This is a genomic window from Nocardia sp. No.11, from assembly GCF_038752175.1.
Classification (GTDB): Bacteria; Actinomycetota; Actinomycetes; order Mycobacteriales; family Mycobacteriaceae; genus Nocardia; species Nocardia canadensis.
Genome location: NZ_JBCGFB010000009.1, coordinates 60,861 through 84,810, shown reverse-complemented (window position 1 = coordinate 84,810; position 23,950 = coordinate 60,861). Strand labels below are relative to the sequence as shown.

Genomic DNA, 23,950 nt, shown 5'->3' with positions numbered 1-23,950 from the left:
GAGACTCGGCACGTGCGATGGGCAGTGGCGGAGACGGGTGAGGGTGGCGCGCGTCTGTGTCCGCTGGACGCCGACGGCAGACCCGCGGGACCGATCGTCGACGAACCCTCGTTGATCGAGGCCGTGCGCTCGCGCCCGGACGTCGAGCGGTGGGTGTGGCGATCGACCGCCGAGATCTACCGGCCCCTGCTCGCCGCCGGGGTGCGGGTCGAGCGCTGTTACGACGTGGAGGCCGCCGAGGCGCTGCTGATCGGGCACGAGGAGGGGCAGGTCGGGCAGGCCCGGTCGCTGGCGGCGGCGTGGGCCCGTCTGCACGGGCTGGCCGTCCCGCCGGACGCTCCCGTGCGGGCCGCCGAAACCCAGCCGTCGCTGTTCGATTCGGGCCCGGTGCCGCTGCCGCCCGGCACCGACGAGTTCGCGGCGCTGGTGGCGGTCTACGAGCGACAGGTCGCCCGGACCGCGCGCACCGAGCACCCGGATCGGATGCGGCTGCTGCTGGCGGCCGAGTCGGCGGGCATGCTCGTCGCCGCGGAGATGGGCCGGTCCGGGATTCCGTGGCGGGCCGACATCCATCGGGCGCTGCTGGACACGATGCTGGGCGAACGGTTTCCGGGCACGCTCGAACCCCGCCGGATGGCGGAACTGGCCGACGAGGTCTCGCGAGCCTTCGGCGGCGGAGTCCGGGTGCGGCCCGATCTGCCCAACGACATCATCAAGGCGTTTTCCCGGGCCGGCATCCTGGTGTCCTCCACCCGGAAGTGGGAACTGCAGCAGATCGACCATCCCGCCGTCGCGCCGCTGCTGGCCTACAAGTCGCTGTACCGCGTGCACACCGCGCACGGCTGGTCCTGGCTCGAGCAGTGGGTGCACGGTGGCCGCTTCCGGCCCGAGTATCTGCCCGGCGGCACGGTCTCGGGCCGCTGGACGACCAATGGTGGTGGCGCCCTGCAGATCCCGAAGGTGATCCGGCAGGCGATCCGCGCCGACCCGGGCTGGTCGCTGGTCGTCGCCGACGCCGATCAGATGGAACCGCGCATCCTGGCCGCGATCTCGCGCGACCCGGCCCTGATGGAGGTGGCCGGTCGCGGCGAGGACCTGTACGCCGATCTGGCGGCCCGCGGCTTCGGCGGTGACCGCGCCCAGGCCAAACTCGCGCTGTTGGGCGCCATCTACGGTCAGACCTCCGGCGATGCCCTCACACACATGGCGGCGCTGCGCCGGCAGTATCCCGCCGCGGTCGCCTACGTCGACGACGCGGCGCACGCCGGGGAGGAAGGTCGTCTGGTGCGCACCTGGCTGGGCCGCACCTGCCCGCCGGTCGAGGCCACCGCCCCGGATTTCGCCGAGAACGGCGCGGGCTTCGCGGGGACACCCGCGGCGCGAGCACGCGGCCGGTTCACCCGCAACTTCGTGGTCCAGGGCAGCGCCGCCGACTGGGCCCTGCTGGTCCTGGCCGCCATCCGCCAGACGATCGCGCAGGCCGGGCTGCGCGCCGAGATGGTCTTCTTCCAGCACGACGAGGTGATCGTGCACTGTCCGGAGGAGGAGTCCGCGACGATCGTCGCCGCGATCGCCGCGGCCGCCGACACCGCGGGCCGACTGGCCTTCGGCCCGACGCCGGTGCGCTTCCCCTTCACCACAGCGGTGGTGCAGTGCTATGGCGACGCCAAGTAGGACATCGCGCGCTCACCCCGCCGAGAACCACCCGCCGACCGCCGGTGCGGTGTTGTGCCAGAGGTGTTTGGTCTCCTGGTATTCGGCCAGGCCGGTGGGTCCGAGTTCGCGGCCGATGCCGGAGCGGCCGAAGCCGCCCCATTCCGCGGCCGGGGTGTAGACACCGAAATCGTTGAGCCACACCGTGCCGTGCCGCAGGGCACGGACCACCCGTTCGCCACGGGCCGGATCGGCGGTGCGGACACCGGCGGCCAATCCGTAGGCGGTGTCGTTGCCGAGGGCGACGGCCTGGGCCTCGGTGGTGAAGCGCTCCACGGTGAGAATGGGCCCGAAGGTTTCCTCGCGGACGATGCGCATCGACCGATCGCAGTCGTCGAAAATGGTGGGCGGGTAGTAACTGCCCGCGGCCAGCGCGGGATCGTCCGGGCGCCGGCCACCGGCGATCAGCCGCGCGCCCTCCGAGAGGCCCAGCGCGACATACGCTTCCACCTTCGCACGATGCTCGGGGGAGACCAGCGGGCCGATCTGTGACGACGGATCCCTGCCGGGACCCACCCGGATCGCGGACGCGCGCCGGGCGAGCTCGGCCACGAACTCGTCGGCGATCGACGCGTGCACGATGAGCCGCGTGCCCGCCGAACACACCTGACCGGAGTGCAGGAAGGCACCGGTGAGTACCGCGTCGACGGCGCTGTCGAATTCGGCGTCGGCGAAGACGAGGTGCGGGTTCTTGCCACCGAGCTCCAGCGCGACGCGCGTGATGTGCCGGGCCGCCCGGCTCGCGATCCCCGCCCCCGTGCTCGCGCCGCCGGTGAACGAGATCAGGTCGACGTCCGGGCTGTCGGTGAGCGCGGCGCCTACCACATCGCCGCTGCCCAGCACGAGATTCACCACGCCGGCGGGTACCCCGGCCCGGTCGAGCAAGCGCACCAGCGCGATCGTCGACAGCGGGGTGACCTCGCTGGGCTTGACCACCACGGTGCAGCCGGCCGCCAGCGCGGGCGCAATCTTCCACGACAGCTGCAGCAGCGGATAGTTCCATGGCGCGATGAGCGCGCACACCCCGACCGGCTCGTGCACGACGCGGCTGATCACCGCCGGGTTCCCGGTGTCGACGAGACGGTCGGTGTCGGTGGTGACCAGGTGCGCGTAGTAGCGGAACACCGCGATCACGTCGTCGATGTCGAGGTAGCTCTCGCGCAGGGTCTTGCCGGTGTCGGCCGTCTCGATCCGGGCCAGGTCGTCGCGATGGGCGTCGAGCAGTTCGGCGACGCGCACCAGCAGCGCGGAGCGCTCGGCTTTCGGGGTCGCGGGCCACTCGCCGGTCGCGAAGGCGGCGCGGGCCGCCGCGATCGCCGCCGCCACGTCCTCGGGGCCCGCTTCGTCGACGATGGTGAGCACGCCGCCGTCGGCCGGATCGTGGACGGCCCTCGTGCCGCCGTGGACCGGCCGCGCCCAGCGCCCGTCCAGGTAGAGGCCGGGGGAGCGCAGGAGCGGCTCGTCGGTGAGGACCATTCGGGAGTCTTGCCTCTCGCTCGAGCCGGGGTGCGCGGACCAAGGTACGCGACGCCGGAAAGAGCCACGTCCACGGGCTGTGGGCGAGCGATACGGGTTCTGCTCGCGCTGAGTTCAATCCTGGTCGCGCCGGTGCGCGGGTGGTTTCGTGTGATCCGGAACGTCCCGGTTCGAGCGAAAGGCCTCCGTATGTCCGTCGATGACGCAGCCGTCCCCGCGACCGGGGTGCGGGTGGTCAAGCTCGGTGCGCACCTGGGGGCACGGATCGAGGGCGTGCGGCTCGGTGGCGAGCTCGACGCCAGGACCGTCGCGACCGTGGTTGCCGCGCTGCACGAGCACAAGGTGATCTTCTTCCGCGGTCAGCACCACCTCACCGAAGACGGGCAGTACGAGTTCGCGCAGCTGCTCGGCACCCCGACCACGCCGCACCCCACCGTCACCTCGGCGGGCGCGAAGAGCCTGGCCATCGACTCACATCAGACCCGTTCCAACGTCTGGCACACCGATGTCACCTTCGTCGACCGGGTGCCCAGCGCCTCGATCCTGCGCGCCGTCGCGCTGCCCAGCTACGGCGGCTCGACCACCTGGGCCTCGACCGTCGCCGCCTACGACGCGCTGCCCGCGCCACTCAAGCTGCTGGCCGAGAACCTGCGCGCGCGGCACACCAATCGGTACGACTACGCCGCCGACATCGAGGACCGGCCCGACGACCGGGATCGCACCTACCGCAGCGAGTTCGAGTCGACCTACTTCGAGACCGAGCATCCGGTCGTGGAGGTCCACCCCGAGACCGGCGAACGCGCTCTGCTGCTCGGCTGCTTCGTGAAGGAGATCGCCGGGCTGTCGAGCTCCGAATCGCGGGCGCTGTTGCGGATGTTCCAGGATCGGGTCACCCGCCTCGAACACACCACCCGCTGGGACTGGTCGCTCGGCGACGTCGCCATCTGGGACAACCGCGCCACCCAGCACTACGCGGTCGACGACTACGACGGCAGCGAGCATCGCAGGCTCACCCGCATCACCCTGGCCGGCGCGGTCCCGGTGGGTGTCGACGGCACGACCAGCACGGTGATCGCGGGCGACGCCGCCGACTACGCGAGTGCCCCGCCGAAGCGCGCGGCCTAGGAATTGGCCGCCACCGCAACACCTCCAGAGCTGCGGGTCCCCGGCCGAACGCAGGTCATGGATTACCCTTCGACGGCACGTACGTCCGGTGATCACGCGCGCACAGGCCCTGACCGGCCCGGCCCGACGATGGGATTCCCGTGAACCTGTGGAGTTATGTCCGGGGGCGGGGGGAGGTGCTGACCTTCCTCACCTACCAGCACGCCTCACTGGCCTTCCAGACCGTGCTGGTGGGTACCGTCGTCGCCGTCCTCGTGGCGGTGGCCGTCTATCGCCTTCCGCTGGCCTCGGCGCTCACCCTCACCTCGAGCCGGGTCGCGCTGACGATTCCCTCGCTGGCCCTGCTGGCGCTGCTGCTGGTGCCGTTCGGGCTCGGGGTCGTGCCGTCGTTCATCATGCTGGCGTTCTTCGCGGCGCTGCCGGTGATCGGCAACGCCATCGTCGGCCTGCGGTCGGTACCCCCCTCGGTGATCGAATCCGCGCGCGGAATCGGGTTGTCGCGCTGGCGGATCCTGCTGACCGTCGAATTCCCGATCGCCTGGCCGGTGATCCTCACCGGCATCCGGGTCTCGACCCAGATGATCGTCGGCGTCGCGGCCATCGTCGCCTACGTGCTCGGCCCGGGGCTCGGCTCGCTCATCTTCAACGGCCTGTCGCGGCTCGGCGGGGCCAATGCCCTGGAGATGGCACTGACCGGCACTCTGCTCATCGTCGCGATCGCGTTGGTGTTCGACGCGCTCCTCGTCCTGCTCGGACGGCTCACGATCGCCAAAGGACTGACATGACCGATGTGACCAGCCAGCCCGCCCCGGTGACGCCGGAGCGCAATGTGACCGGGGCGTCGATCACGCTCGACGGGGTCGTCAAGCGATACAAGGGGCAGGACAAGGCCGCGGTGCAGCGGCTCGATCTGGAGATCGACGCCGGCGAGATCGTGGCGTTCGTCGGGCCCTCGGGCTGCGGCAAGACCACGACGCTGAAGATGATCAACCGGCTGATCGAGCCGACCGAGGGTCGGATCTTCATCGGCGGCCGCGACGTCACCAGGGAAGACCCCGACAAGCTGCGCCAGTCGATCGGCTACGTGATCCAGTCCGGTGGCCTGTTCCCGCACTGGTCGGTGGCCAAGAACATCGGCGCCATTCCCCGGGTGCTCGGCTGGGATAAGAAGCGCATCGCCGAACGCACCGAGTACCTGCTGGATCTGGTCGGTCTCGACCCCGCCACCTTCGCCGACCGGCTGCCCAAGGACATGTCCGGCGGTCAGCAGCAGCGTGTCGGTGTGGCCCGTGCCCTGGCCGCCGATCCGCCGGTGCTGCTGATGGACGAACCGTTCGGCGCGGTCGACCCGATCACCCGGGTTCGCTTGCAGGACAGCCTGATCGCGATCCAGCACGAACTCGGCAAGACCATCGTGATCGTCACCCACGATTTCGAGGAAGCCACCAAACTCGGCGACAAGGTGCTCATCCTGTCCGAGGGCGGGCACGTCGAGCAGTACGCGCGCCCGGAGGAGATCCTCACCGATCCGGCGACGCCGTTCGTGGAGGAGTTCGTCGGATCCGGCGCGAAGCTGGCGTATCTGACGGTCTCGCGGGTGCGTGATGTCGACTACGACCCGGTCACCACGGCACGGATCGGCGAACCGGCGCAGACGGTGATCGAGCGGGCGAAGGCGGCCGGGCACACCTGGGTCGTGGTCGTCGACGCGGCGGGGCGCCCGCGCTCGTGGCCCTCGCTCACCGAGGTGGCCAGCAAGCCCGAGGTCTCCGACTATCTGGATCGCAGACTGCCGGTGGTCGCGCAGTCCTCCACCCTCAACGACGCGCTCGACGCGATGCTGGCCGCCAGTCAGGGCGCCACGCTCGTCACCGACGGTCGTGGCGCGGTCGTCGGGTCGCTGAGCATCGGGTCGGTGACCGACGTGATCCAGACCAAGCTGGCCGAGAACCACGCCGCGGAGGCCGCGCCGTCCTACGAGACCTATGTCGACGGGTCCGACCCGACACCGACGCCGGTCGTCGCCGCCGCCGACGACACCGCGACGGCCGAACCGTCATGAGCCGGCTGCGCCGCGTGCCGATCGACGTGTGGTTCGAACCGATCATCATCGTGGTGATCGGCGTCGGCTATCTGCTCTGGTACCGGTCGACGACCTTCACCGCCACCGAGCAGGCCTCGCTCGGCTGGTCCAATCTGCAGAGCACCATCGGTGCACACATCCGGCTGACCGTGGTCGCCACGGTGATCGTGGTGGTGGTGGCGATACCGCTCGGCATCGCGCTGACCAGGCCGGCGCTGATGCGCTTCGAGCCGGTCGCGGTCAATATCGCCAACGTCGGTCAGGCCGCGCCCGCCGTCGGCCTGCTCGTGCTGTTCACGTTCTGGCTCGGCACCGGGTTCCGCACGGCGATCGTGGGTTTGGTGGTGTACGCGGTGCTGCCGATCCTGCAGAATACGATCGTCGGTCTGCGGCAGGTGGACCAGCGCACGATCGAAGCGGCGCGCGGCATCGGCTTGTCCGCGGCGCGCACGCTGGTCCAGGTCGAGCTGCCGCTCGCGGTGCCGGTGATCCTCAACGGCGTGCGCACCGCGCTGGTCATCCTGGTCGGCACCGCGACGCTGTCGACGTTCATCGGCGCGACCAGCCTGGGCACCCTGATCACCACCGGTGTCACCCTGTTCCTGCCCAAGCTGCTGATCTCCGGCGCGATCCTGGTCGGGCTGCTGGCGCTGATCATCGATTGGCTCGGCCGGCTCGTCGAACTGGCCGCGACCCCGCGAGGTATCTCATGAGGCGACGGCTGGTCCCGGTGGTGTCCGCGCTCGTCGCGACGCTGGCCCTGCTCGGCGGATGTGGGCTGGTGAGCTCCTCGGGCACCTTCCACGACGCCAGTCTGCCCGGCGGCGAACGCCCGCTCGACGGCGCCGCCATCGTGGTGACGTCGAAGAGCTTCACCGAAGGGGTCCTGCTCGGCAAGATCACCGCGACCTACCTGGCCGCGGCGGGCGCCTCGGTCACCGACCTGACCGGCGCGCCGGGGTCGGCCTCGTCGCGTCAGGCCCAGCTCAACGGTGACGCCGATGTGCTCTGGGAGTACACGGGCACCGGCTGGGTGAACTACCACAACCAGACCGAGACGATCGCCGACCCGCAGGAGCTGTGGCAGCGCGTCCACGACATCGAGAAGCGCGACTACGACCTCGAATGGCTGGCCCCGGCCAACTTCAACGACACCTACGCCTTCGCCGCGTCCGCGCCGACCGCCCAGCGCTTGGGTGTGCGGTCGCTGAGCGACGTCGCCGCCCTGCCCGTGGCCGAGCGCACCTTCTGTGTCGACGACGAATTCTTCAGCCGCTCCGACGGTTTCCTGCCGATGCTGCAGAAATACGGGATCCCCTACAACGATCCGAACGGCGTGCCCTCGGGCAATGTCACCAGGATGGACGCCGGCGTCGTCTACACCGCGACCGCCAAGAGTCAGCCCTGCAATTTCGGGATGGTCTACACAACCGACGGCCGCGTCAAGAACCTGAACCTGACCGTCCTCGACGACGACAAGAAGTTCTTCCTGCCCTACAGCGGCACGGCCGTGGTCCGGGGCGTGGTCATCGAGAACCATCCCGAACTCCGCGCCCTGCTCGGCACCGTCTCCGAGCGCCTCACCGACGAGCTGATGCAGGAGCTCAACGGTCGCGTCGACATCGACGGCGAGGACCCGGCCGATGTGGCCTACGACTGGTTGAAGAGCGAGCGCCTGATCGAGTAGCGCAGTCGCCGAGACCGGCGGGTGGACTCTCGCGCGAGCGGCAGGTCGACGCCCTGTCGTGTGTCCTGGTGCGCGCACCGGCATTCGATGCGACAAGAACGATTCCGTACGGCGGCACGCTGATGCGCCCGAGGCCGCGGGGCGGTCGATCGGCCCGGTGTCCTGCCCGGCGACGCGGCGATCGGTGGGCGCTGGGTGACATTCGACGAGGTACTGATAACTGTACCTAATGGTATGGTCGCCCGGCGGTGCGTGCGACGGTGCAGCCCGGAAAGGGCTCGGCCATGGGATATCCGATCGAACGTCGTGGGTTCCTGCGTGCCGCCGGGGCGGGACTGCTCGGCGCGGCGCTGTTCGAGACCTCCGCCGCCGCGACCCCGGCGCCGGCGCGTGGTCCGCTGCTCTTCGCGTCCCCGGCGGTCGAGCCGTTCGTGGACGAGCTGCCCCGGTTGCCGGTGGTGCGTGGTGACCGGCTCGACGTCGTCGCCTCGACCACCATCCATCGCTTCCATCGCGATCTGCCGCCGTCACCGGCGCTGGGCTACAACGGGATGACCTATCTGGGGCCGACTGTCGAACACCGGGCGGGCACGCCGCTGCGCCTGCGGTTCGCGAACCGGATGACGACCCATCCGCTGGCCGCCGACATGGACACCACCCTGCACGGCGTCGACGAGAGCTTCCGGACCTCGCCGCCGTCCTCGCTGCACCTACACGGTGGGGTGACCCCGCCCGACAGCGACGGGCATCCGGAGCAGCTGGTCCATCCCGGTGGCGACCTCGACCACGATTTCCCGCTGGCGCAGGACGCCGGACACCTCTGGTATCACGACCACGCGATGGGCATCACCCGTATCAACGTCTACGCCGGACTGGCCGGATTGCTGCTGCTCCGAGATGAATTCGACACCGGTGCGCCCGGGAACCCGCTGGGCCTGCCCGCCGGGGAGTTCGAGGTGCCGCTGGTATTGCAGGAGAAGCTGTTCACCGCCGAGGGGCGCCAGTCGGTCCGGTCGACGCCGGTCGTCCCGCAGGGGGCCTGGGAAGGTGGGGCGGTCGGGGACGTCGGGGTGGTCAACGGCAAGATCTGGCCCCACCTGCCGGTCGCCCGCGGTCTCTACCGCTTCCGGCTGCTCAACGCGGCGTCGTTCAGTGTGTGGAATCTGTTCTTCGGCAACCGGATGCGGTTCTGGGTGATCGGGAACGATCACGGACTGCTGGACGCGCCGGTCACGGTGCACGAGCTGCGCCTGGCACCCGGTGAACGGGTGGACGTGCTGGTCGACTTCGCCGGGCTCGCGCCGGGGGAGACCGTCGAACTGCGCAACGACGAGGCGCCGGTCTTCCAGGCGGCGATCCTCGGCGAGGTCGCGATGCCGGTGTTCTGTCAGTTCCGCGTGCAGGATCGGCCCGGCTTCACGGGCGGCGTGCCGGAACGGTTGCGCGGCGGCCCCGTTCGGCCACCGGTGCTGCCGCCGCTCGCCACACCGACCGTGCGCCGCGATGTCACGGTGAGTCAGCCCTACGAGCTGCGGGTGCCGCCCGCGATCATGTCGCTCAACAACCTCACCTTCGCGAGCCCGGAGATCGAGCGTCCGCGGCAGGGCACCGTCGAGCAGTGGAACATCATCAACATCACGCCCGACCCGCACCCGATCCACCTGCACCTGGTGACCTTCCGGATTCTCGGACGCGCACCCCTGCGCACGGTCGACTATCAGCTGGCGCATCCCCAGCCGCCGATCGGGCAGCGGTGGGCGCCGGCGGCCGACGGGTTCCTGGCGGGTCCGATGGTGCCGCCCCAGCCGTGGGAGGCGGGCTGGAAGGACATCGTGCGGGTCGACGGCGGCACCGTGACCAGCATCATCGTCCGATTCCCGACCGCGGCGGAACTCGGCTTCGATCCCGACGCGACCTTCCCCCGCCGGATCGCGACCGAGTTGCGCGGAGCGGATTCCCACGGCGGGCACCGCACCGGTGACCACGCGGGCCGCTCGTCCGCGGAGTTGCAGGGCTACGTGTGGCACTGCCACCTGCTCGATCACGAGGACCACGACATGATGCTCAAATACCGCATCGTGCCGTGACGCCCCGCTTTCCATACTTTCGGGTACGGAACAATGTTCTTCGTAGTATGGTCGGCCTGTCACGACACACGGTGAGCGAGTTTCACGTCAGGAGACCGGCATTGGCCGAATTCGTCGAAAGTCGGGTCCGGCCCGACGCGTCCCGGTCGGCCGAGCAGCCACCGGTGCGGTGCCCCACCGCCTTCCGCTACTGGGAGGCGCGCGGCACCGCGACGGTGCGCCGGATCGAGCGTCTGTTCACCACGGTGACCCGACAGTCGCTGTTTCCCAGTGACGAACAGGCCGCGGCGCTGTGCGCGGACCTGTTCGCCGGAGACCCGGTGGCCGAACGGTTCGTCGCCGAGGTGATGCACGGCGAGATCGGGGCGAAGGCCGGGCGCCGCATGCTGGAGCAGGCGCTGGCCGAGGGTATCGACGCGGTGCCCGATGCCCCGGACTCCATGCGCGCGCTGTTCGCCGAGTTCGAGACGGTGCCCGACTGGGTGGTACCCGAGCTGGTGGAACAGGGCGCGGCGATCTGGCGGCGCTGGGGCACCATGCTGTTCAGCTTCGCCGGCGCCGAGACGCTCGAGATGTACACCGAGGCGGCGGTCGCGACCCCGCTGTCGCTCGCGGGCGGCTACGCCGGCGACAGCGCCCTGCGCCGGTTCCTGGAGACCACCCGCTTCTGGATGGATGTCTCGGCCCGCGACGCGCTGCTGACCCCGGGCTCGGCGGGCCGCGCGACCGCGCTGAAGGTGCGGGTCATGCACGTCTCGGTGCGGGCGAAGGTCGCCGCGCACCCCGAATGGGACACCGAGCGGTGGGGTCTGCCGATCAGCCAGACCTACCAGCTGCTGACCCTGCTGGCAGGCAGCGTGACTCCCGGCCTGGGACTGTGGGCGCTGGGCTACCAGACGACTCCGTCGGAAATCCGTGCGCTGCTGCACTTCCAGAAGTACATGGGCCATCTGCTGGGCGTGCGATTGCGCTGGTACCCGGAGACCGTGCGGGACGCGCTGCGGGTGCTGGCCATGACGATCGCCTCGCGGTCCTACGACGCGGGGCAGCACGGAACGGAATTGATCGAGTCCTATCCGGCGGCCTTCGCCCCGCGCGATGGTCATCGCGGTCTGACCCGGCTGCGCGAAAGGTACAACTACCGGATCAATTCCGTGTACTCCGCGATGTACATGGCGCCCGGCACCCGCCGTCGTTACACGATGCCGCCGGCGTTCCCGTGGATCGCCATTCCGATCGTCCGGTTCCCGCTGATCACCGTCATGGAACTCGCGCGCCGCCTCTGCCCCCCGTTCGCGCGGGCGCACGAGAAGCTGATGTTGTGGCATCGCGAGAACTGGTATCGCGCCCAGATGCAGGGCCGGGAAGCGGCCTTCGACGCCAGCGGCGCTCTGCGCCGATGAACCGACCGAGAGCAGCCATGAGTACCGATATCGTCGAAGTGTGGAACGGACCGGGACGCCGCGACGGCGTCCTGACACCGGTCGAACCGCGGCACAACGGATTACATCCCTCGTCCAGCAGGCTCGCCTTCGAACACTGGTACTTCGACGCCCACCTCGACACCGGGCACGTGGTGATCGGCTTCCTCACCAAACGCAGGCCCGAGGACCTGCCGACCGCACGCCCGTGGGTGGAGATGATGGTCTACGCCCCCGACGGCACCCGCCGCCAGGTGTCGCGGCGCTATCCGCGCTCCGCGACGTCGTTCTCGGCCGACGCCTGCGACGTGCGTGTCGGCCACAACACCGCGCGCACCGAAGCCGGTGCCGACGGCCTGCCGATCCATCACCTCTGGATGGCCGAGGACGGCATCGTCTTCGACCTGCGGTTCCACAACGAAGTGCCCAGCTGGATGCCGGGCAAGGGCGAAACCCGCTTCGGCGCCCGGGATTCCTTCGGCTGGATGGTCGGCGCCCCACGCGCACGGGTGAGCGGGGCGATCGAGCTCGACGGCGTGCGTCACGAGGTCACCGGACGTGGCTACCACGACCACAACTGGGGCGTCGGCGACATGAAGAAGATCATCGAGCGCTGGCACTGGGGACGGCTCTACGTCGAGGACTACTCCCTGCTGTTCGCCTCGGTCCTGACCCAGCAGCGCCGGGGCGGCCACGAGATCAGCCCGCTGATGCTCGCCCACCACGACCAGATCGTGCTGTCCACCGGCGAAACCGTCCTCACCGAGGGACCTGCGCGCTTCGACGCCACCGCGGGCCGGACCTACCCCGAGTGGGTGGAGCTGACCGTGCCGGGCAGCCTCGACCTGCGCCTGGACGTCGTGCGCGTCATCCACGCCCACGACCTGCTCGACGATGTGCCGGTGGCGCGCTCACGGCTGATCAAACCGCTCGTGCACCGCCTGGTCGGGCACCCGGGCTACTTCCGGTTCGAGTCCACCTTCGCGCTGACCGTGCGTACCCCGTCGGGAACGCAGCGCCGCAGCGGGACGACCCTGCACGAACTGGTCGCGCTGACCTGACCCGGCCTCAGTCGCCGGACTCCCTGCTGGTGACGAATCGGAAGAACTCCCGGCGCTGATCCTCGGTCGGCACCGGGAGATTCTGGTTGCCGTGCACGAAGCCGATGCCGGCGAAACACATCAGGCCCGCGCGCATCTCGGCCTGATCGGCGGAGAATCCCATGTCGACGAGGGTGTCGGACAGCGCGTGGAAGATCCGCTGATCCAGCGCCTTGACCGCCTCGGCCACCTTGGCGTTGGTGCGCGCCCAGTCCCGCACCGCGAGCTCGATCTGCCACACCCGCTCCGCGGTGAGCAGCTCGCCCATCCGCGCCAGCCGCTCCCGGGGCGGCAATTCCTCGAGGCCCTGGAACCCGCGTGCCGCGTCGTTCTGATCGGCGCACCAGAATTGCGCCGTCGTCTCCAGCAGCTGATCGATGCCGTCGAAATGCCAGTAGAAGCTGCCCTTGGTGACCCCGAGTTCCTCGCACAGCTTGGCGATCGTGATGCCGGCGACCCCGTCGCGCAAGAGCACGCCGAGCGCCGCGTTCGTCCAGTCCTCGACCCCGAGCCTGCGTGCCGCGCGCCCGGCCGCCGCCGCTTTGCGCTTGGACACCGGCGCGGTCGGTCGCGGGTCCTCGGCCCTGGGGGTCATGGTCGCCTTCCTGTCGCCTGCACGCGTCAGCTTATCGTCTCGTCGACCGCGGATCGGGCGTCGTCCCTGGTTGTGCCCGCGGCGCGCGCGTAGGGTCGCAGGCATGGCCTGCCGGATCACCGAACTCGTCCTCGACTGCGCCGATCCGCAACTGCTGGCGGACTTCTGGTGCGAGGTGCTCGGCTTCGTCGAACTCGACCGAGACGAGGGCGATATCCAGATCGGCGCTCCCGGAACAGTATTCGGCGGACCCCAGCCCACCCTGTTGTTGAGCCGCAGCACGGAACCGAAACGCGAGAAGTTGCGCCTGCACCTGGACGTCAATCCGACCGACCGCGATCAGGACGCGGAACTGCGCAGGCTGCTCGCCGCGGGAGCGCGTCCGGTCGAGATCGGGCAGACCGGCGAGGAGTCCTGGCATGTCCTGGCCGATCCCGAAGGGAACGAATTCTGCCTGCTGCGCCGCCGCATCGAGGCCGCGCGGAGCTGACGCGCGCTCAGGCGGTCCCGGCCACGCCCTCCGGCGCGGTGGCGAAGATCGCGCCGAAGTAGCGGGCGAGATCGTGCGACGACGCCGGAGACGCGGCATACCCGAGATAGCCGTCGGGCCGCACGACATACACCGCGCCGGGGCCGGGACGGTACTGCCGGGCGAAGTCGCCGTCGCGGTCGTGGATCACCGGCAGCACGGTCGGTCCGATCGCGGCGCCGGGCGCGGCGACGAGGTAGGCGTCGAGCCGGTCGTCGCTGAGTTCCCGGAGCAGGTCGACGCGGCTCTCGATCTCGTCGAGCGTCGCGGCGTCGCAGGTGCTGTCCGCGTAGCACAGCAGCGTGTGGTCCGGGCCCGCGAGCAGCGGGAACAGTCGGAAGGGTGAGGCCACCGCGTCGCGGGTCAGGCCGGTCGCGTCCGGAGCGCGACTGCCCGCGGTCGGCGCGGGGGAACCGGCGGGAGAAGCGAACACCAGGGGACTGTCCCGATAGTCGATGAGCAACTGGGCTTCGCGCAGCAGTGCCCGTTCGGGGTCGGGGTCACCGGCGCCGATCCCGTCTCGGGCATGACGCACGGTGCGGCCGACGACCTCTTCGCCGACGGGTCGGCGCTCGGCGTCGTAGCTGGCCAGCAGTGGCGAGGCGGCCAGCCCGGCGACCGCCAGGGCCAGTTTCCAGGCCAGGTTGTGGGCGTCCTGGATGCCGGTGTTCATGCCTTGCGCGCCGGTGGGCGGGTGGATATGGGCCGCATCGCCGGCGACGAAGACCCGCCCGCGCCCATAGGCGTCGACGATGCGGTGGCTGATCCGGAACACCGAGGACCAGCGCAGGTGCGAGGCCGTCGTCGGCTCCGGCGACAACCGGTCCAGCACCGCCTGGAGGTGCGCCAATTCGGGGGCCGGACCACTGCCGAAGCCGTGTGCCACGCCGTCGCCGCCCGTGCCTATCTCGAGCTCCGGCGGCACCCGCATGGAGACGCGGTACCGATGACGGCCGGGCAGCGGGATGCACGCCAGCGTGTCGTCGGTGACGCCGTCGGTCTGGTGCATCGCCCGGATGGCGTACCCGCGCGGCTGTGACCAATCCAGTTCGACATCGCCGAGCATGTACTGGTCGGTGAAGGCCGCGCCCTCGAAGGTCAGCCCGAGGGTCTTACGGACGATGCTGTGCGCGCCGTCGCAGCCGACGAGATATCGCGCCCGCACGGTGTCTTCCCCGTCCGGTCCGGCGAGCACCGCGTCGACCCCGTCGTCGTCCTGGGTGAACCCGGTCACCGTGACCCCGCGTTCGACGTGCGTGCCCAGCGATGCCAGGCGGTTCCACAGGATGCGCTCGGTCTCGTACTGGGGGAGCCCGACGAACCCGAACGGCACCTCGGGGGGCAGCGTGAGATCGAGCCGGCCCGACTCGACACCGTTGACGAAGACGAGCTGGCCGCGCATCAGGATCGAGGCGTCGAGAACGTCGCGGAGAATGCCCATCTGCTCGAACAGCTCCAGCGTGCGAGGCTGGATGCCGACCGCTTTCGCATAGCGCGGCGGGTGGGCCTGCGAATCGACGATCCGGCAGCGGACCCCGCGCCGGACCAGTTCGACCGCGGCCGCCGTGCCCACCGGACCGGCGCCCACGACCAGGACATCCGTCTCGACCATGCGACATCACCTCGTTGGACTACCCCGCCTCAGTGTGTTTGCTGATCGTACGCCCGGGCGTCGAAAAGCTGAATCGCCGGCGGCTGGAACCCGGCGTGCCTACCCGATGCCGCGGATGACAGCCCGGCAGCGCCATTCCAAGAGCCGGACGGCCAGGCCGAAGGAGCGGAAGGCCGGGTTGGTGGTCTGGCGGTGAGAATAGCGGTAGTAGATCTGCTGGCAGATCACCGCCAGACGGAACAGGCCGAAGACTTCGTAGAACGCCCATTCGCGGCCGGTGAGACCGATTCCGGCATGGCGGCAATAGTATTCGACCACGTCGTCGCGGGTCAGCATGCCTGGGGCGTGCGTCGGCTGGCGCCGGAAGAACTTGACGGCGAGGTTGTCGTCGGCCTGGACTCAGTAGGCGAGGGCGGCGCCGAGATCCATGAGTGGGTCGCCGATGGTGGCCATCTCCCAGTCGAGCAAACCGATCGGCCGGGTGGGGTCGGTGGGGTCGAGCACGATGTTGTCGAAGCGGAAATCGTTGTGGATCAGTACCGCTGGGCGATCGGGCGGCTGGTGGGCGGCCAGCCAGGACATGATGGGCGCGCACGCGCGGTGGTGTCCAGCAGGATTCGGGTGGGAGTTCCCTGCGGGGGATTGTTCCGTCGAGCCGTTCCATCAGATAGAACGGCGAACCGAGGACCGTCTAGTCCTCGCACAACGCCACCGTCGACGGCGCGTAGTCGAATACCGGGCCGAGGGCGGATTGCACGCGGTACTCGCGGGCCATGTCGTGTGCGCCGTCGGCCCGATGGCCGCCGCGCGTGCCTTCGCACGCAGCTCACCGAGCACGGGCAGGGGATCCCACGGATCGCCGCCGGTCTCGCGCAGCGTGGCCACGCTGCGGTGGTAGTCGGCCTCGATCGGGGCGATCTCCTCGGCGACGAAGGCGCGCACTCGGGCGACGAGATCGGTGGCGCGGGCGCTGGGAGCGAAGTCCATGGCTGTGCTTTCGGTGGAAGGGTGACGGCGGCAGGCGATAGCCGGGTTCAGGACGGGAGGTGGGTGAGTGCGATCGCGGATTCGTCGAGGCTGCCCAGCACCAGGGTGCCGTGCGCCTCGGCGACGCCGGTGACCATCGCGTAGTCCGCGCCGTCGCGCTGTAGATCGTGGACGACGGTCCCGTGGTCGTCGACGGCGAGCACCCAGGCGGTGCGGACGGGGCGCGGCTTGAGCCGATCGGGTATCCGCCACAACAGCTTTCGCGCGAGAGTCGGCATGGGGAGCAGCAGATCGAGCAGGGGATTGCGGGGCGAGGCCAGCGTGACCCAGATCAGTCCGTCGGAGCCGAGGGCGAGGTTGTCGGGGAAGCCGGGCAGATTGTCGATCAGCACCTCGCACGTGCCGGCCTTCGGGCCATGCAACCAGTAGCGGCTGAGCCGATACGCGGCCGTCTCGGCGACGATCAGTGATGCCTGATCGGGCGCGAACGCGACACCGTTGGCGTACTGGAGGCCATCCAGCAGGGACTCGGTTCGGCCGTCATGGGAGTACCGGAACAGCCGACCGGTACCGGAGTGCTCGAGCAGATCGCCCATCCACAGGTCCAGGGGCCAGCGACGCGACGAGGCCGTGAAGTAGACGGTGCCGTCGCGCGGATCCTCGACGACATTGCTGGCCATGTTCAGGGGTCCGTCGTCGACGGCATCCACCAGGACCTCGACGTCGGTTCCGGACCAGCGCAGCAGGCCGCGATGGGCGTCGCAGACGAGCAGCGAACCGTCGGCGCCCGCGCACAGACCCAGTGGGCGGCCGCCGGTATTCGCGACCGTTTCGACGGCCCCGGTGGCGATGTCGACCCGCAGGATCCGGCCATCGGCGATTCCGGTGTAGACGAGGCCGTCGGCGCCGATAACCACGTCCTCGGGACCGACGCCGGGCAGTTCGATCCGCCGTACCGCGGGCATCGGCGGGGTGCTGCGGCGTTGCCCGGCGCGCGGTGTCGCTGTCGGCGGTGACCAGCGAACCGGCGTCATCCGGGGACCGGACCGACCACCGACGACCATGCGTACCTCCCAGCGATCGAGCGCCGCTCACTGCAGCGCTTCCTGTGCACATGCCATTCTGCTGCCCGGTCGGCGGCGTTTAAATGGGAGCGCCAACCGAGTTGACTGTGCGCATGCACACCAGCAGGCCGGTGCCCGCGCTCGAGCTGATCCGCCGCCGCGCCGCCGCGCACGGGGTCAGCGCCGGCGAGATCGACGAGATGCAGGACCTCACCTGGGAATGGGCGACCGCGTCCGCTACCGCGGTCCACCGAGTGCTGCAGGAGCGGGCGATGGCGGGGGCCGCGCACCGCGCCGATTTCCTGCGCAGTCTCGTCGACGGCACAGTCGCGCCCGCCGTCCTGCGCGCAGAGGCCCGCAACCACGGGCTCGACCCCGAGCATCGCTATCGGATCGCCTGCGCCGCGTGGAACGGCACCGCCGCCGCGACCGACCTGCTCGCCGCGCTGCGCGCCCGGGGATCGACAGCAAGGCTGCCGGTCGTCGACACGGCGTTGACCAGCATCTGGTCGCCCTGCTGCCACGCACCCCGGACGCGCTGCCCACGGGCAGCGTGGTCGCCGTGGGATCGGCGATGCTGCTCGGTGACGCCGCGGCGTCGTATCGGCAGGCGCGTTCGATCTCGCGATTCGCCACGGCAGATCGGGCCTGGTCGATCTCGGGTCGCTGGGTCCGCTGCCGCTGCTCGCGGAGGCCGAGGACAATGCGCGACTGCTCGCCGACAGGCACCTGGCGCCGCTGCGCAGCCACAGCGGCGCCGAGGAGATCCTCGGCACCGTCGCGACCTACCGCGATTGCGACCAGCGCATCGACGACACGGCGGCCACGCTGGTTCTGCACCGCAATACCGTCCGCAATCGGCTCACGCGCTTCGCCGAGCTCACCGGCCTCGATCTCGGCCGAACCGACGATCTCATCGTCGCGTGGTGGCTCCTGCACCGCGACTCGCCGCCGTCACGCTGACCTGCCAAGCGGCGACGGTCCGGTGCCGACGGGCGCATCATGGACAGATGGACGACGCAGACCAGCGGGCCCGGCGCGCGGCGGCGCAGGCCGAGGTCGGCAGACACGGTCGGCTGATCCGCCGCCGGCGCGACGGCAAGTGGCTCAGCGCGGCGATGCTGCCGTGGTTCCGGCTGCGTGTTCCGCGCGGCTACGGCATCCTCACCACCACCGGGCGCAAGACCGGTCTGCCGCGCCCGAAGTGCGTGCGGGTGATGCGTGCGGGTGACCGGGCCTATCTGGTGCAGTTGATGCCGCCGCAGATCACCCTCGACCAGCCGCAGGCGGTCAACGCGTGGCTGCGCAATATCCGGGCCGATCCGCGCGTCACCCTGGAACTGCGCGACGGGGCGTTGCACGGGACGGCCAGCGAGATCACCGATCCGGCGGAACTCGCCGTCGCCCGCGCGCTGCTGTGCGACACCGTCGTCCCGGTCGATTTCGGTGAGTGCGCGATCCACCTGCGCGGGGTGCCCTCCCGCGCGAAGATCCGTGCCCTGCACGACTACTGGTTCCGCACGGGGCGGGCCGTCGCGATCGACTTGGACATCTGAGCAGCTCGGCCGAGGCGCGCGGTGCCGCATACGCTGAGGGGCACCGACTCCCGACCGAAGGTAGCGATGGCCGACTCCCCGACTCCGATCATCCGCTGCGGCGAACGGGTGCGCGCCCACACCGATGCGCACGACCGCGCGGGCCGCCTCGCCTCGGCCCTGCTCGCCGCCGGCGTCGGGCGCGGCGACCGCGTCGCGGTCCTGGCCCGCAACGACATCGAATTCCTCGAGGTCTCACTGGCCATCGCCTCGGCAGGGGCGAACCCGGTACCGATCAACACCCGCTGGCGCGCGGGGGAGATCGCCCATGTGCTCGCCGATTGCGCGCCGCGCGTGATCTTCGCGCACACCGAGTTCGTCGCCACCGTCGAGGATGCCCGCGACCGCGCGGGCAGCTCAGCCCGGATCGTCGAGATCGCCATGCCCGCGCCGACACTCGTCGAGGCCGGGCTCGACCAGGCCCTGTCCGTGCCCACGGGGCGGCATCCGCTACTCGAGGAATGGATCGCCGACCAAGACGAGCCGGTCGGCTATCTCGAAGGCGCGGTGGCCGATTCGATGGGACTGATCTACACCTCCGGCACCACCGGGACTCCCAAAGGCGTACTGCGGGAACGGATGACGCCACATCAACTGCTGTCCATCGCGGGCGGCATCGCGCGGCGGATGGGGTTGGCGCCCGGTGGGCGGATGCTGGTGGCCGGGCCGATGTATCACACCTCGCCGAACGCGGTGGCGGTGCTGGCGCTGCGGATGGGCACCGACATCACCATCATGCCGCGCTGGGACAGCGAACGGTTCCTGCGACTGGTGCATCGGCACCGGATCCAGCAGGCCAAGATCGTGCCGACGATGCTGTCGCGGCTGCTGTCGCTGCCCGCCGAGGTGCGCGAGCGCTACGACACCGGCAGCCTGACCCATTTGATCCATTCGGCGGCGCCGTGCCCGCCCGCGATCAAACGAGCGGCGATCGACTGGTTCGGCGACGCGGTGATCGAGTACTTCGGCAGTACCGAGACCGGCACCATCACCTGGATCGGCGCCACGGAATGGCTGGCGCGGCCCGGCAGCGTCGGGCGCCCGGCCGACGGGTCCGCGGTCGCGATCCTGGACGAGGACGGCGCGGAATTGCCCGCCGGGCAGCCCGGGCGGGTGTTCGTCCGGGGAGCCGACTACTGGCCGCGCTTCGAGTACCTGCACCGGGCGGGCTCGGCGGTCACCCGCGGCGATCTGCTGTGGGTCGGCGACACCGGCTACCTCGATGCCGACGGGTACCTGTTCCTGACCGGGCGATCGAGCGAGGTGGTGATCCGCGGCGGAGTGAACATCTACCCGGCCGAGATCGAGAACGCGGCGATGGCGCTGCCCGGGGTGGAGGACGCCGCCGCGATCGGCGTGCCCTCCGGCGACGACCTCGGCGAGGCACTCGAGCTCTATCTCGTCGCCCGGCCCCGCCACGAGCTCGCTCCCGATCAGGTCGCGGCCGCGCTGGCCGAGCAACTCGCCGCCTACAAACTGCCCTCGCGGATCAGCATCGTGGCCGAGCTTCCGCGCGACGACTCCGGCAAGCTGTACAGGCGGGAACTGCGCGCCGCGCCGTGATCGACCGGATCAGCCCGCCTGGGCGGCGCCCACCCGCGCCAGGGTGCCGATGACACTCAGATCGGCGGCGCCTCGCGCATTGGCCAGCGAACTGACCGTCGTGGTGCCGAACACCCCCTTGCGGTCGTAGACGGCGGCCGTGCCGATCGCGATGCCGTCCTCGGCCAGCCGATCCAGACAGATCAGCCCGGCCTCGTTGCCCTCCGGCAGGCGGGTCAGCGTGAGGGTGGCGTCGGCGTTGATGTACTCGAGGCCGTTGCTGCCGAGATGGGCGATCACATTGGTCACGTCGGCCAGTCCGGCGACGAACTGGAACGGCGTCGGTTCCTCGTCGGCGACGACCGCGATCGGATGATGCCAGATCCCCGTGCGGCCCACATTGTGGTGAGTGCGCGGGTCCGGCCCCCAGCCCGCGTCTTCACTGAAGTACACCCGATCGCGACCGGGTTCCGGGAGCCGGTCGATCGGCGGGGGATCGGCGGTGGTGCCGGGCGACCAGCAGACGCCCGCCGGATCGGCGCCGGGACGGAGGTACAGCGCGCCTGCGCGGGCGACCGGTCGATCGTCCTGGATCAAAACGGCGTCGAAGAGCGCGAGCCTGCGCCCGTCGCGCACCACGGTGACGCGAATCCGGCAGGGGCGCAGAAAGACCGGGCGGAACATGTCGAGGGTCCACCGGACCGGGCGCAGGTCGGTCCGGCCGGCGGCGGCGACCTCGCGTTCCACCGCGCGTGCCAGCGCCGCGCCGACGGCCATCCCGCGCAATTGGCCGCCCTCCCAACCGGCGACCGCCTCGGGCTGCGGCAGCAGGATCTCGGTCTGCGTTCGTGGATCGACTGTCGTGTGAAAGAATGCTCGGCTCACCGGCGAACTCCCTTGCGGCATAGGCGATCTCGCTCCACGCGCGGCGTCGTGTGGCGCTCGACTCCCGGACCGTCCCGGTGGGCGAGTCGGCGGTCTCCTCATCTTTGCGTCCGGCACGCGGCGTTCGCTACCGCGGCTCTCGGATGTCACATGAATGTTTCTGTGCCGAAACACTATTCGGTCGGGATGCGGGTGAGCAGCGGCAGGAAGACGTCGTCGACGATCTCGGTGATCATGGTGTCGGCGACCGGGCTGCCCCCGGTCAGGAAGCGGAACATCACCAGTTCCGGGCCGAGGGTGGCGGCCGGGGTCGCGACGGCCTCGGCCCGGATCTCGCCCGCGGCCGCGGCGCGCACCAGTGTGCGCAGTTCGGCGGCGCGGGGATCGAAGAGCGACTCGCGCAGGGCCGCCAGGAGGGCGGGACGGCGGTGGGTCTCGCTCAGCACGGCGCGCAGGACGCCGCCGCCGGGGGACCGGCTGTGCGCATCCATCCGGTCGAGACTATCCCCGTCCCGACCGGCAGAGTGGCTGGTGCGGCGTGTCGCTCTGCCGGTGCGGCGGGGGAGTGATCAGGGTTTGCGCGCTACGGCGCCGTAGGCCGAGATCGGCAGCACCTCGCCCACTTCGACGGTGTCGGGGCGCCACTGGGTGATCGACACGAAGCCGGGGTCGACCAGTTCCAGGCCGTCGAACACGGCGCGGATCTGTGCCTGCGGGCGCGGGATGTACGGGGTGCCGCCGGTACCGGTGTAGTTCTCGCACAGCGTGACGTAGGCCTGGCTGTCGTCGGTGCCGTCCCACATGATCAGGTAGCTGCCCGAGGGCACCTCGCCGACCACGGTGCGCACGATCCGGAGCAGGTCCTCGTAGGTACGGGCATGGCCGAGCACGCCCATGAACATCACCGCGATCGGCTCGTTGAAGTTGAGGACGTTGCGCGCGTCGGCGACGATCTGCTCGGGGTTGTGGAAGTCGGCGTCGATGTAGGTGGTGACGCCTTCCGGGGTGGTGCTGCGCAGCAGGGCGCGAGCGTGGGTGAGCACCAGCGGGTCGTTGTCGACGTAGACGATGCGCGCGTCGGCGGTGATGCTCTGGGCGACCTCGTGGGTGTTCTGCATGGTCGGCAGGCCGGTGCCGATGTCGAGGAACTGCCGGATGCCGCGTTCGCGGGCGAGGAAGCCCACGGCGCGGATCAGGAACTGGCGCGATTGCACGGCCATCGTGGAGATGTCGGGGTCGACGGCCAGCCCGGCGTCACCGGCGATCTGGTCGATTTCGTAGTTGTCCTGGCCACCCATCCAGTAGTTCCAGATCCGGGCCGAGTGGGGGATATCGGTCCGGATCACCGGGGTGTCGGTTTCGGTCATGAACCTGGCTCCTCAGCAGAGTTCTACGGCGTCAGCTACCCGGGGCGAGCGGTGCTGGCAGTGGGCAGCTGCTGATCTGTTGTGACAGTACAAGATTCACTCCGGTCGGTGGCCTCCTACGGCCGAGATCAGGCATCGACCACCAGGAGCGGGTCGCGGGAGCGCGACACGCAGGGGTGGAAGATCCCCGCGGCGTTCGCCGCGACGTCGGTGCGGTGGTCGGGGCACCCGGCCTCGACGCGGAGAACACAGCTGCCACACAGCCCGTTCTCGAACGATCCGGGAGCCGAGGGAACTGCCGTGCGCAGGGCGTCGAGGGCGCTCGTCGTGGCGGGGACGTGGACCAGGCGACGGGTGCGCGTCAGGTACAGGTCGAACTCGGTGGCGGGTGCGTCGTGGCGTTCGGGCGGAGTGAAACGTTCGAGATGCAGTGCGGGTCCGGCCTGTTCGGCCATGCCTCGGCCAAGCTCGCCGGACCACAACAGTAGACGGCGGTGCCGTCGGGTTGATCGGCGACGAGCCGGGCGAGGTCGGGACGCGGGGTCGTGTCCGCGGGCAGCACGCTCACGCGGGCGCCGTAGCGGTGGAGCAACTCCTCGGCGAAGGGCATGGTGGCGCGGGAGCGGCCGCGGTAGATCAGGTAGATCAACTGCCAGGGCAGGCCGAGCTCGTCGAGGTGGGCGATCATGGGCAGGAACGGGGTGATCCCGATGCCGCCCGCGACGAACAGATACGCGGGCGCGTCGACGAGGGGGAAGTTGTCGCGTGGGGCGCTCACGCGCACCGGGTCGCCCGCCACGAGCGCGTGGATCTCCCGGGAGGCGCCGCGTCCGTCGTCGTCGCGCAGAACCGCGATCTCGTACCCGGTCCGGTCGGTGGGGTCGCCGCACAGGGAGTACTGCCGGGTCTTGCCGGAGGGCAGTACCAGATCGATGTGGGCGCCCGGTGCCCACGGCTCGGCCGCGCAGGCGATGCGCACCCGGGACGACCGCCGGCGTGAGTGTGGTGACCCGCTCGATGGTGCAGGCGCGCGTGTGCTGCCGCGCGGCCGCGGGCCGACCTGTCCGCCGGGAGCGGACGCT

At 70.2% G+C, this 23,950-nt stretch carries 23 protein-coding genes; 12 read left to right on the top strand and 11 right to left on the bottom strand.

Features of this window, described 5'->3' with window-relative positions; genetic code table 11:
- The first annotated feature begins 12 nt into the window (after positions 1–12).
- Positions 13–1,674: a bifunctional 3'-5' exonuclease/DNA polymerase gene (locus tag V8688_RS05090; protein ID WP_218720408.1), complete on the top strand. Its 1,662-nt coding sequence runs from the start codon at positions 13–15 to the stop codon at positions 1,672–1,674.
- Between the two features lie 12 nt (positions 1,675–1,686).
- Here the strand turns inward: V8688_RS05090 and V8688_RS05085 are convergent, their stop codons facing one another.
- Positions 1,687–3,189 (bottom strand): aldehyde dehydrogenase family protein, encoded by a 1,503-nt coding sequence (locus V8688_RS05085; RefSeq protein ID WP_342800283.1) that lies wholly within the window; start codon positions 3,187–3,189, stop codon positions 1,687–1,689.
- A 189-nt stretch (positions 3,190–3,378) separates the two neighbouring features.
- Between V8688_RS05085 and V8688_RS05080 the strand changes: the two genes are divergently transcribed.
- From V8688_RS05080 to V8688_RS05045, 8 genes are all read left to right on the top strand, one after another.
- On the top strand, positions 3,379–4,314 hold the full coding sequence (locus tag V8688_RS05080) for a TauD/TfdA family dioxygenase (protein WP_218720404.1): 936 nt from the start codon (positions 3,379–3,381) through the stop codon (positions 4,312–4,314).
- Between the two features lie 140 nt (positions 4,315–4,454).
- On the top strand, positions 4,455–5,099 hold the full coding sequence (locus tag V8688_RS05075; protein ID WP_218720403.1) for an ABC transporter permease: 645 nt from the start codon (positions 4,455–4,457) through the stop codon (positions 5,097–5,099).
- Positions 5,096–6,376 carry an ABC transporter ATP-binding protein gene (locus V8688_RS05070; RefSeq protein ID WP_218720401.1) on the top strand — a complete coding sequence of 427 codons (1,281 nt, stop codon included), beginning with the start codon at positions 5,096–5,098 and terminating at the stop codon, positions 6,374–6,376. The genes V8688_RS05075 and V8688_RS05070 overlap by 4 nt, the downstream gene beginning before the upstream one ends.
- Positions 6,373–7,110 carry an ABC transporter permease gene (locus tag V8688_RS05065; protein ID WP_342800282.1) on the top strand — a complete coding sequence of 246 codons (738 nt, stop codon included), beginning with the start codon at positions 6,373–6,375 and terminating at the stop codon, positions 7,108–7,110. Before V8688_RS05070 ends, V8688_RS05065 begins: the two co-directional genes overlap by 4 nt.
- Positions 7,107–8,084, top strand: coding sequence for a glycine betaine ABC transporter substrate-binding protein (locus tag V8688_RS05060; protein WP_342800281.1), 978 nt, complete (start codon positions 7,107–7,109; stop codon positions 8,082–8,084). Before V8688_RS05065 ends, V8688_RS05060 begins: the two co-directional genes overlap by 4 nt.
- Before the next feature lie 284 nt (positions 8,085–8,368).
- Entirely contained in the window at positions 8,369–10,171 is a 1,803-nt protein-coding gene (locus V8688_RS05055) for a multicopper oxidase domain-containing protein (RefSeq protein ID WP_218720397.1), read from the top strand.
- 164 nt (positions 10,172–10,335) lie between these two features.
- Positions 10,336–11,574 carry an oxygenase MpaB family protein gene (locus V8688_RS05050; RefSeq protein WP_218720561.1) on the top strand — a complete coding sequence of 413 codons (1,239 nt, stop codon included), beginning with the start codon at positions 10,336–10,338 and terminating at the stop codon, positions 11,572–11,574.
- A gap of 17 nt (positions 11,575–11,591) precedes the next feature.
- Positions 11,592–12,653 (top strand): lipocalin-like domain-containing protein, encoded by a 1,062-nt coding sequence (locus V8688_RS05045; protein WP_316574892.1) that lies wholly within the window; start codon positions 11,592–11,594, stop codon positions 12,651–12,653.
- Positions 12,654–12,660: 7 nt separating this feature from the next.
- Here V8688_RS05045 and V8688_RS05040 read toward each other — a convergent pair whose 3' ends face one another.
- Positions 12,661–13,287 (bottom strand): TetR/AcrR family transcriptional regulator, encoded by a 627-nt coding sequence (locus V8688_RS05040; RefSeq protein WP_316574891.1) that lies wholly within the window; start codon positions 13,285–13,287, stop codon positions 12,661–12,663.
- Between the two features lie 103 nt (positions 13,288–13,390).
- Here V8688_RS05040 and V8688_RS05035 point away from each other — a divergent pair, with 103 nt between their 5' ends.
- Positions 13,391–13,777 (top strand): VOC family protein, encoded by a 387-nt coding sequence (locus tag V8688_RS05035; protein WP_218720392.1) that lies wholly within the window; start codon positions 13,391–13,393, stop codon positions 13,775–13,777.
- A 7-nt stretch (positions 13,778–13,784) separates the two neighbouring features.
- Here V8688_RS05035 and V8688_RS05030 read toward each other — a convergent pair whose 3' ends face one another.
- The 5 genes from V8688_RS05030 to V8688_RS05010 all read right to left on the bottom strand — a co-directional run bounded on the left by V8688_RS05030 (position 13,785) and on the right by V8688_RS05010 (position 17,449).
- Positions 13,785–15,428: an FAD-dependent monooxygenase gene (locus tag V8688_RS05030; protein ID WP_218720390.1), complete on the bottom strand. Its 1,644-nt coding sequence runs from the start codon at positions 15,426–15,428 to the stop codon at positions 13,785–13,787.
- A 99-nt stretch (positions 15,429–15,527) separates the two neighbouring features.
- Positions 15,528–15,764 (bottom strand): hypothetical protein, encoded by a 237-nt coding sequence (locus V8688_RS05025; RefSeq protein WP_255588275.1) that lies wholly within the window; start codon positions 15,762–15,764, stop codon positions 15,528–15,530.
- Positions 15,765–15,827: 63 nt separating this feature from the next.
- The gene (locus tag V8688_RS05020) at positions 15,828–16,010 is read right to left on the bottom strand and encodes a phosphotransferase (protein WP_342800280.1); all 183 of its coding nucleotides are present in this window, start codon (positions 16,008–16,010) and stop codon (positions 15,828–15,830) included.
- An 81-nt stretch (positions 16,011–16,091) separates the two neighbouring features.
- Entirely contained in the window at positions 16,092–16,415 is a 324-nt protein-coding gene (locus V8688_RS05015; RefSeq protein ID WP_218720571.1) for an acyl-CoA dehydrogenase family protein, read from the bottom strand.
- A 47-nt stretch (positions 16,416–16,462) separates the two neighbouring features.
- Positions 16,463–17,449: an SMP-30/gluconolactonase/LRE family protein gene (locus V8688_RS05010; RefSeq protein WP_255588273.1), complete on the bottom strand. Its 987-nt coding sequence runs from the start codon at positions 17,447–17,449 to the stop codon at positions 16,463–16,465.
- 1,040 nt (positions 17,450–18,489) lie between these two features.
- Between V8688_RS05010 and V8688_RS05005 the strand changes: the two genes are divergently transcribed.
- On the top strand, positions 18,490–19,035 hold the full coding sequence (locus V8688_RS05005) for a nitroreductase/quinone reductase family protein (RefSeq protein ID WP_342800279.1): 546 nt from the start codon (positions 18,490–18,492) through the stop codon (positions 19,033–19,035).
- 66 nt (positions 19,036–19,101) lie between these two features.
- Positions 19,102–20,637, top strand: coding sequence for an AMP-binding protein (locus V8688_RS05000; protein WP_342800278.1), 1,536 nt, complete (start codon positions 19,102–19,104; stop codon positions 20,635–20,637).
- Positions 20,638–20,646: 9 nt separating this feature from the next.
- Here the strand turns inward: V8688_RS05000 and V8688_RS04995 are convergent, their stop codons facing one another.
- The 4 genes from V8688_RS04995 to V8688_RS04980 all read right to left on the bottom strand — a co-directional run bounded on the left by V8688_RS04995 (position 20,647) and on the right by V8688_RS04980 (position 23,847).
- Positions 20,647–21,501, bottom strand: coding sequence for an acyl-CoA thioesterase domain-containing protein (locus V8688_RS04995; protein WP_342800277.1), 855 nt, complete (start codon positions 21,499–21,501; stop codon positions 20,647–20,649).
- 173 nt (positions 21,502–21,674) lie between these two features.
- Positions 21,675–21,992: a TetR-like C-terminal domain-containing protein gene (locus tag V8688_RS04990; RefSeq protein ID WP_342800276.1), complete on the bottom strand. Its 318-nt coding sequence runs from the start codon at positions 21,990–21,992 to the stop codon at positions 21,675–21,677.
- A gap of 78 nt (positions 21,993–22,070) precedes the next feature.
- Positions 22,071–22,868, bottom strand: coding sequence for an SAM-dependent methyltransferase (locus V8688_RS04985; RefSeq protein ID WP_218720382.1), 798 nt, complete (start codon positions 22,866–22,868; stop codon positions 22,071–22,073).
- A 361-nt stretch (positions 22,869–23,229) separates the two neighbouring features.
- Positions 23,230–23,847, bottom strand: a complete 618-nt coding sequence (locus tag V8688_RS04980; RefSeq protein ID WP_342800275.1) for a ferredoxin reductase — start codon at positions 23,845–23,847, stop codon at positions 23,230–23,232.
- Positions 23,848–23,950: the final 103 nt, after the last annotated feature.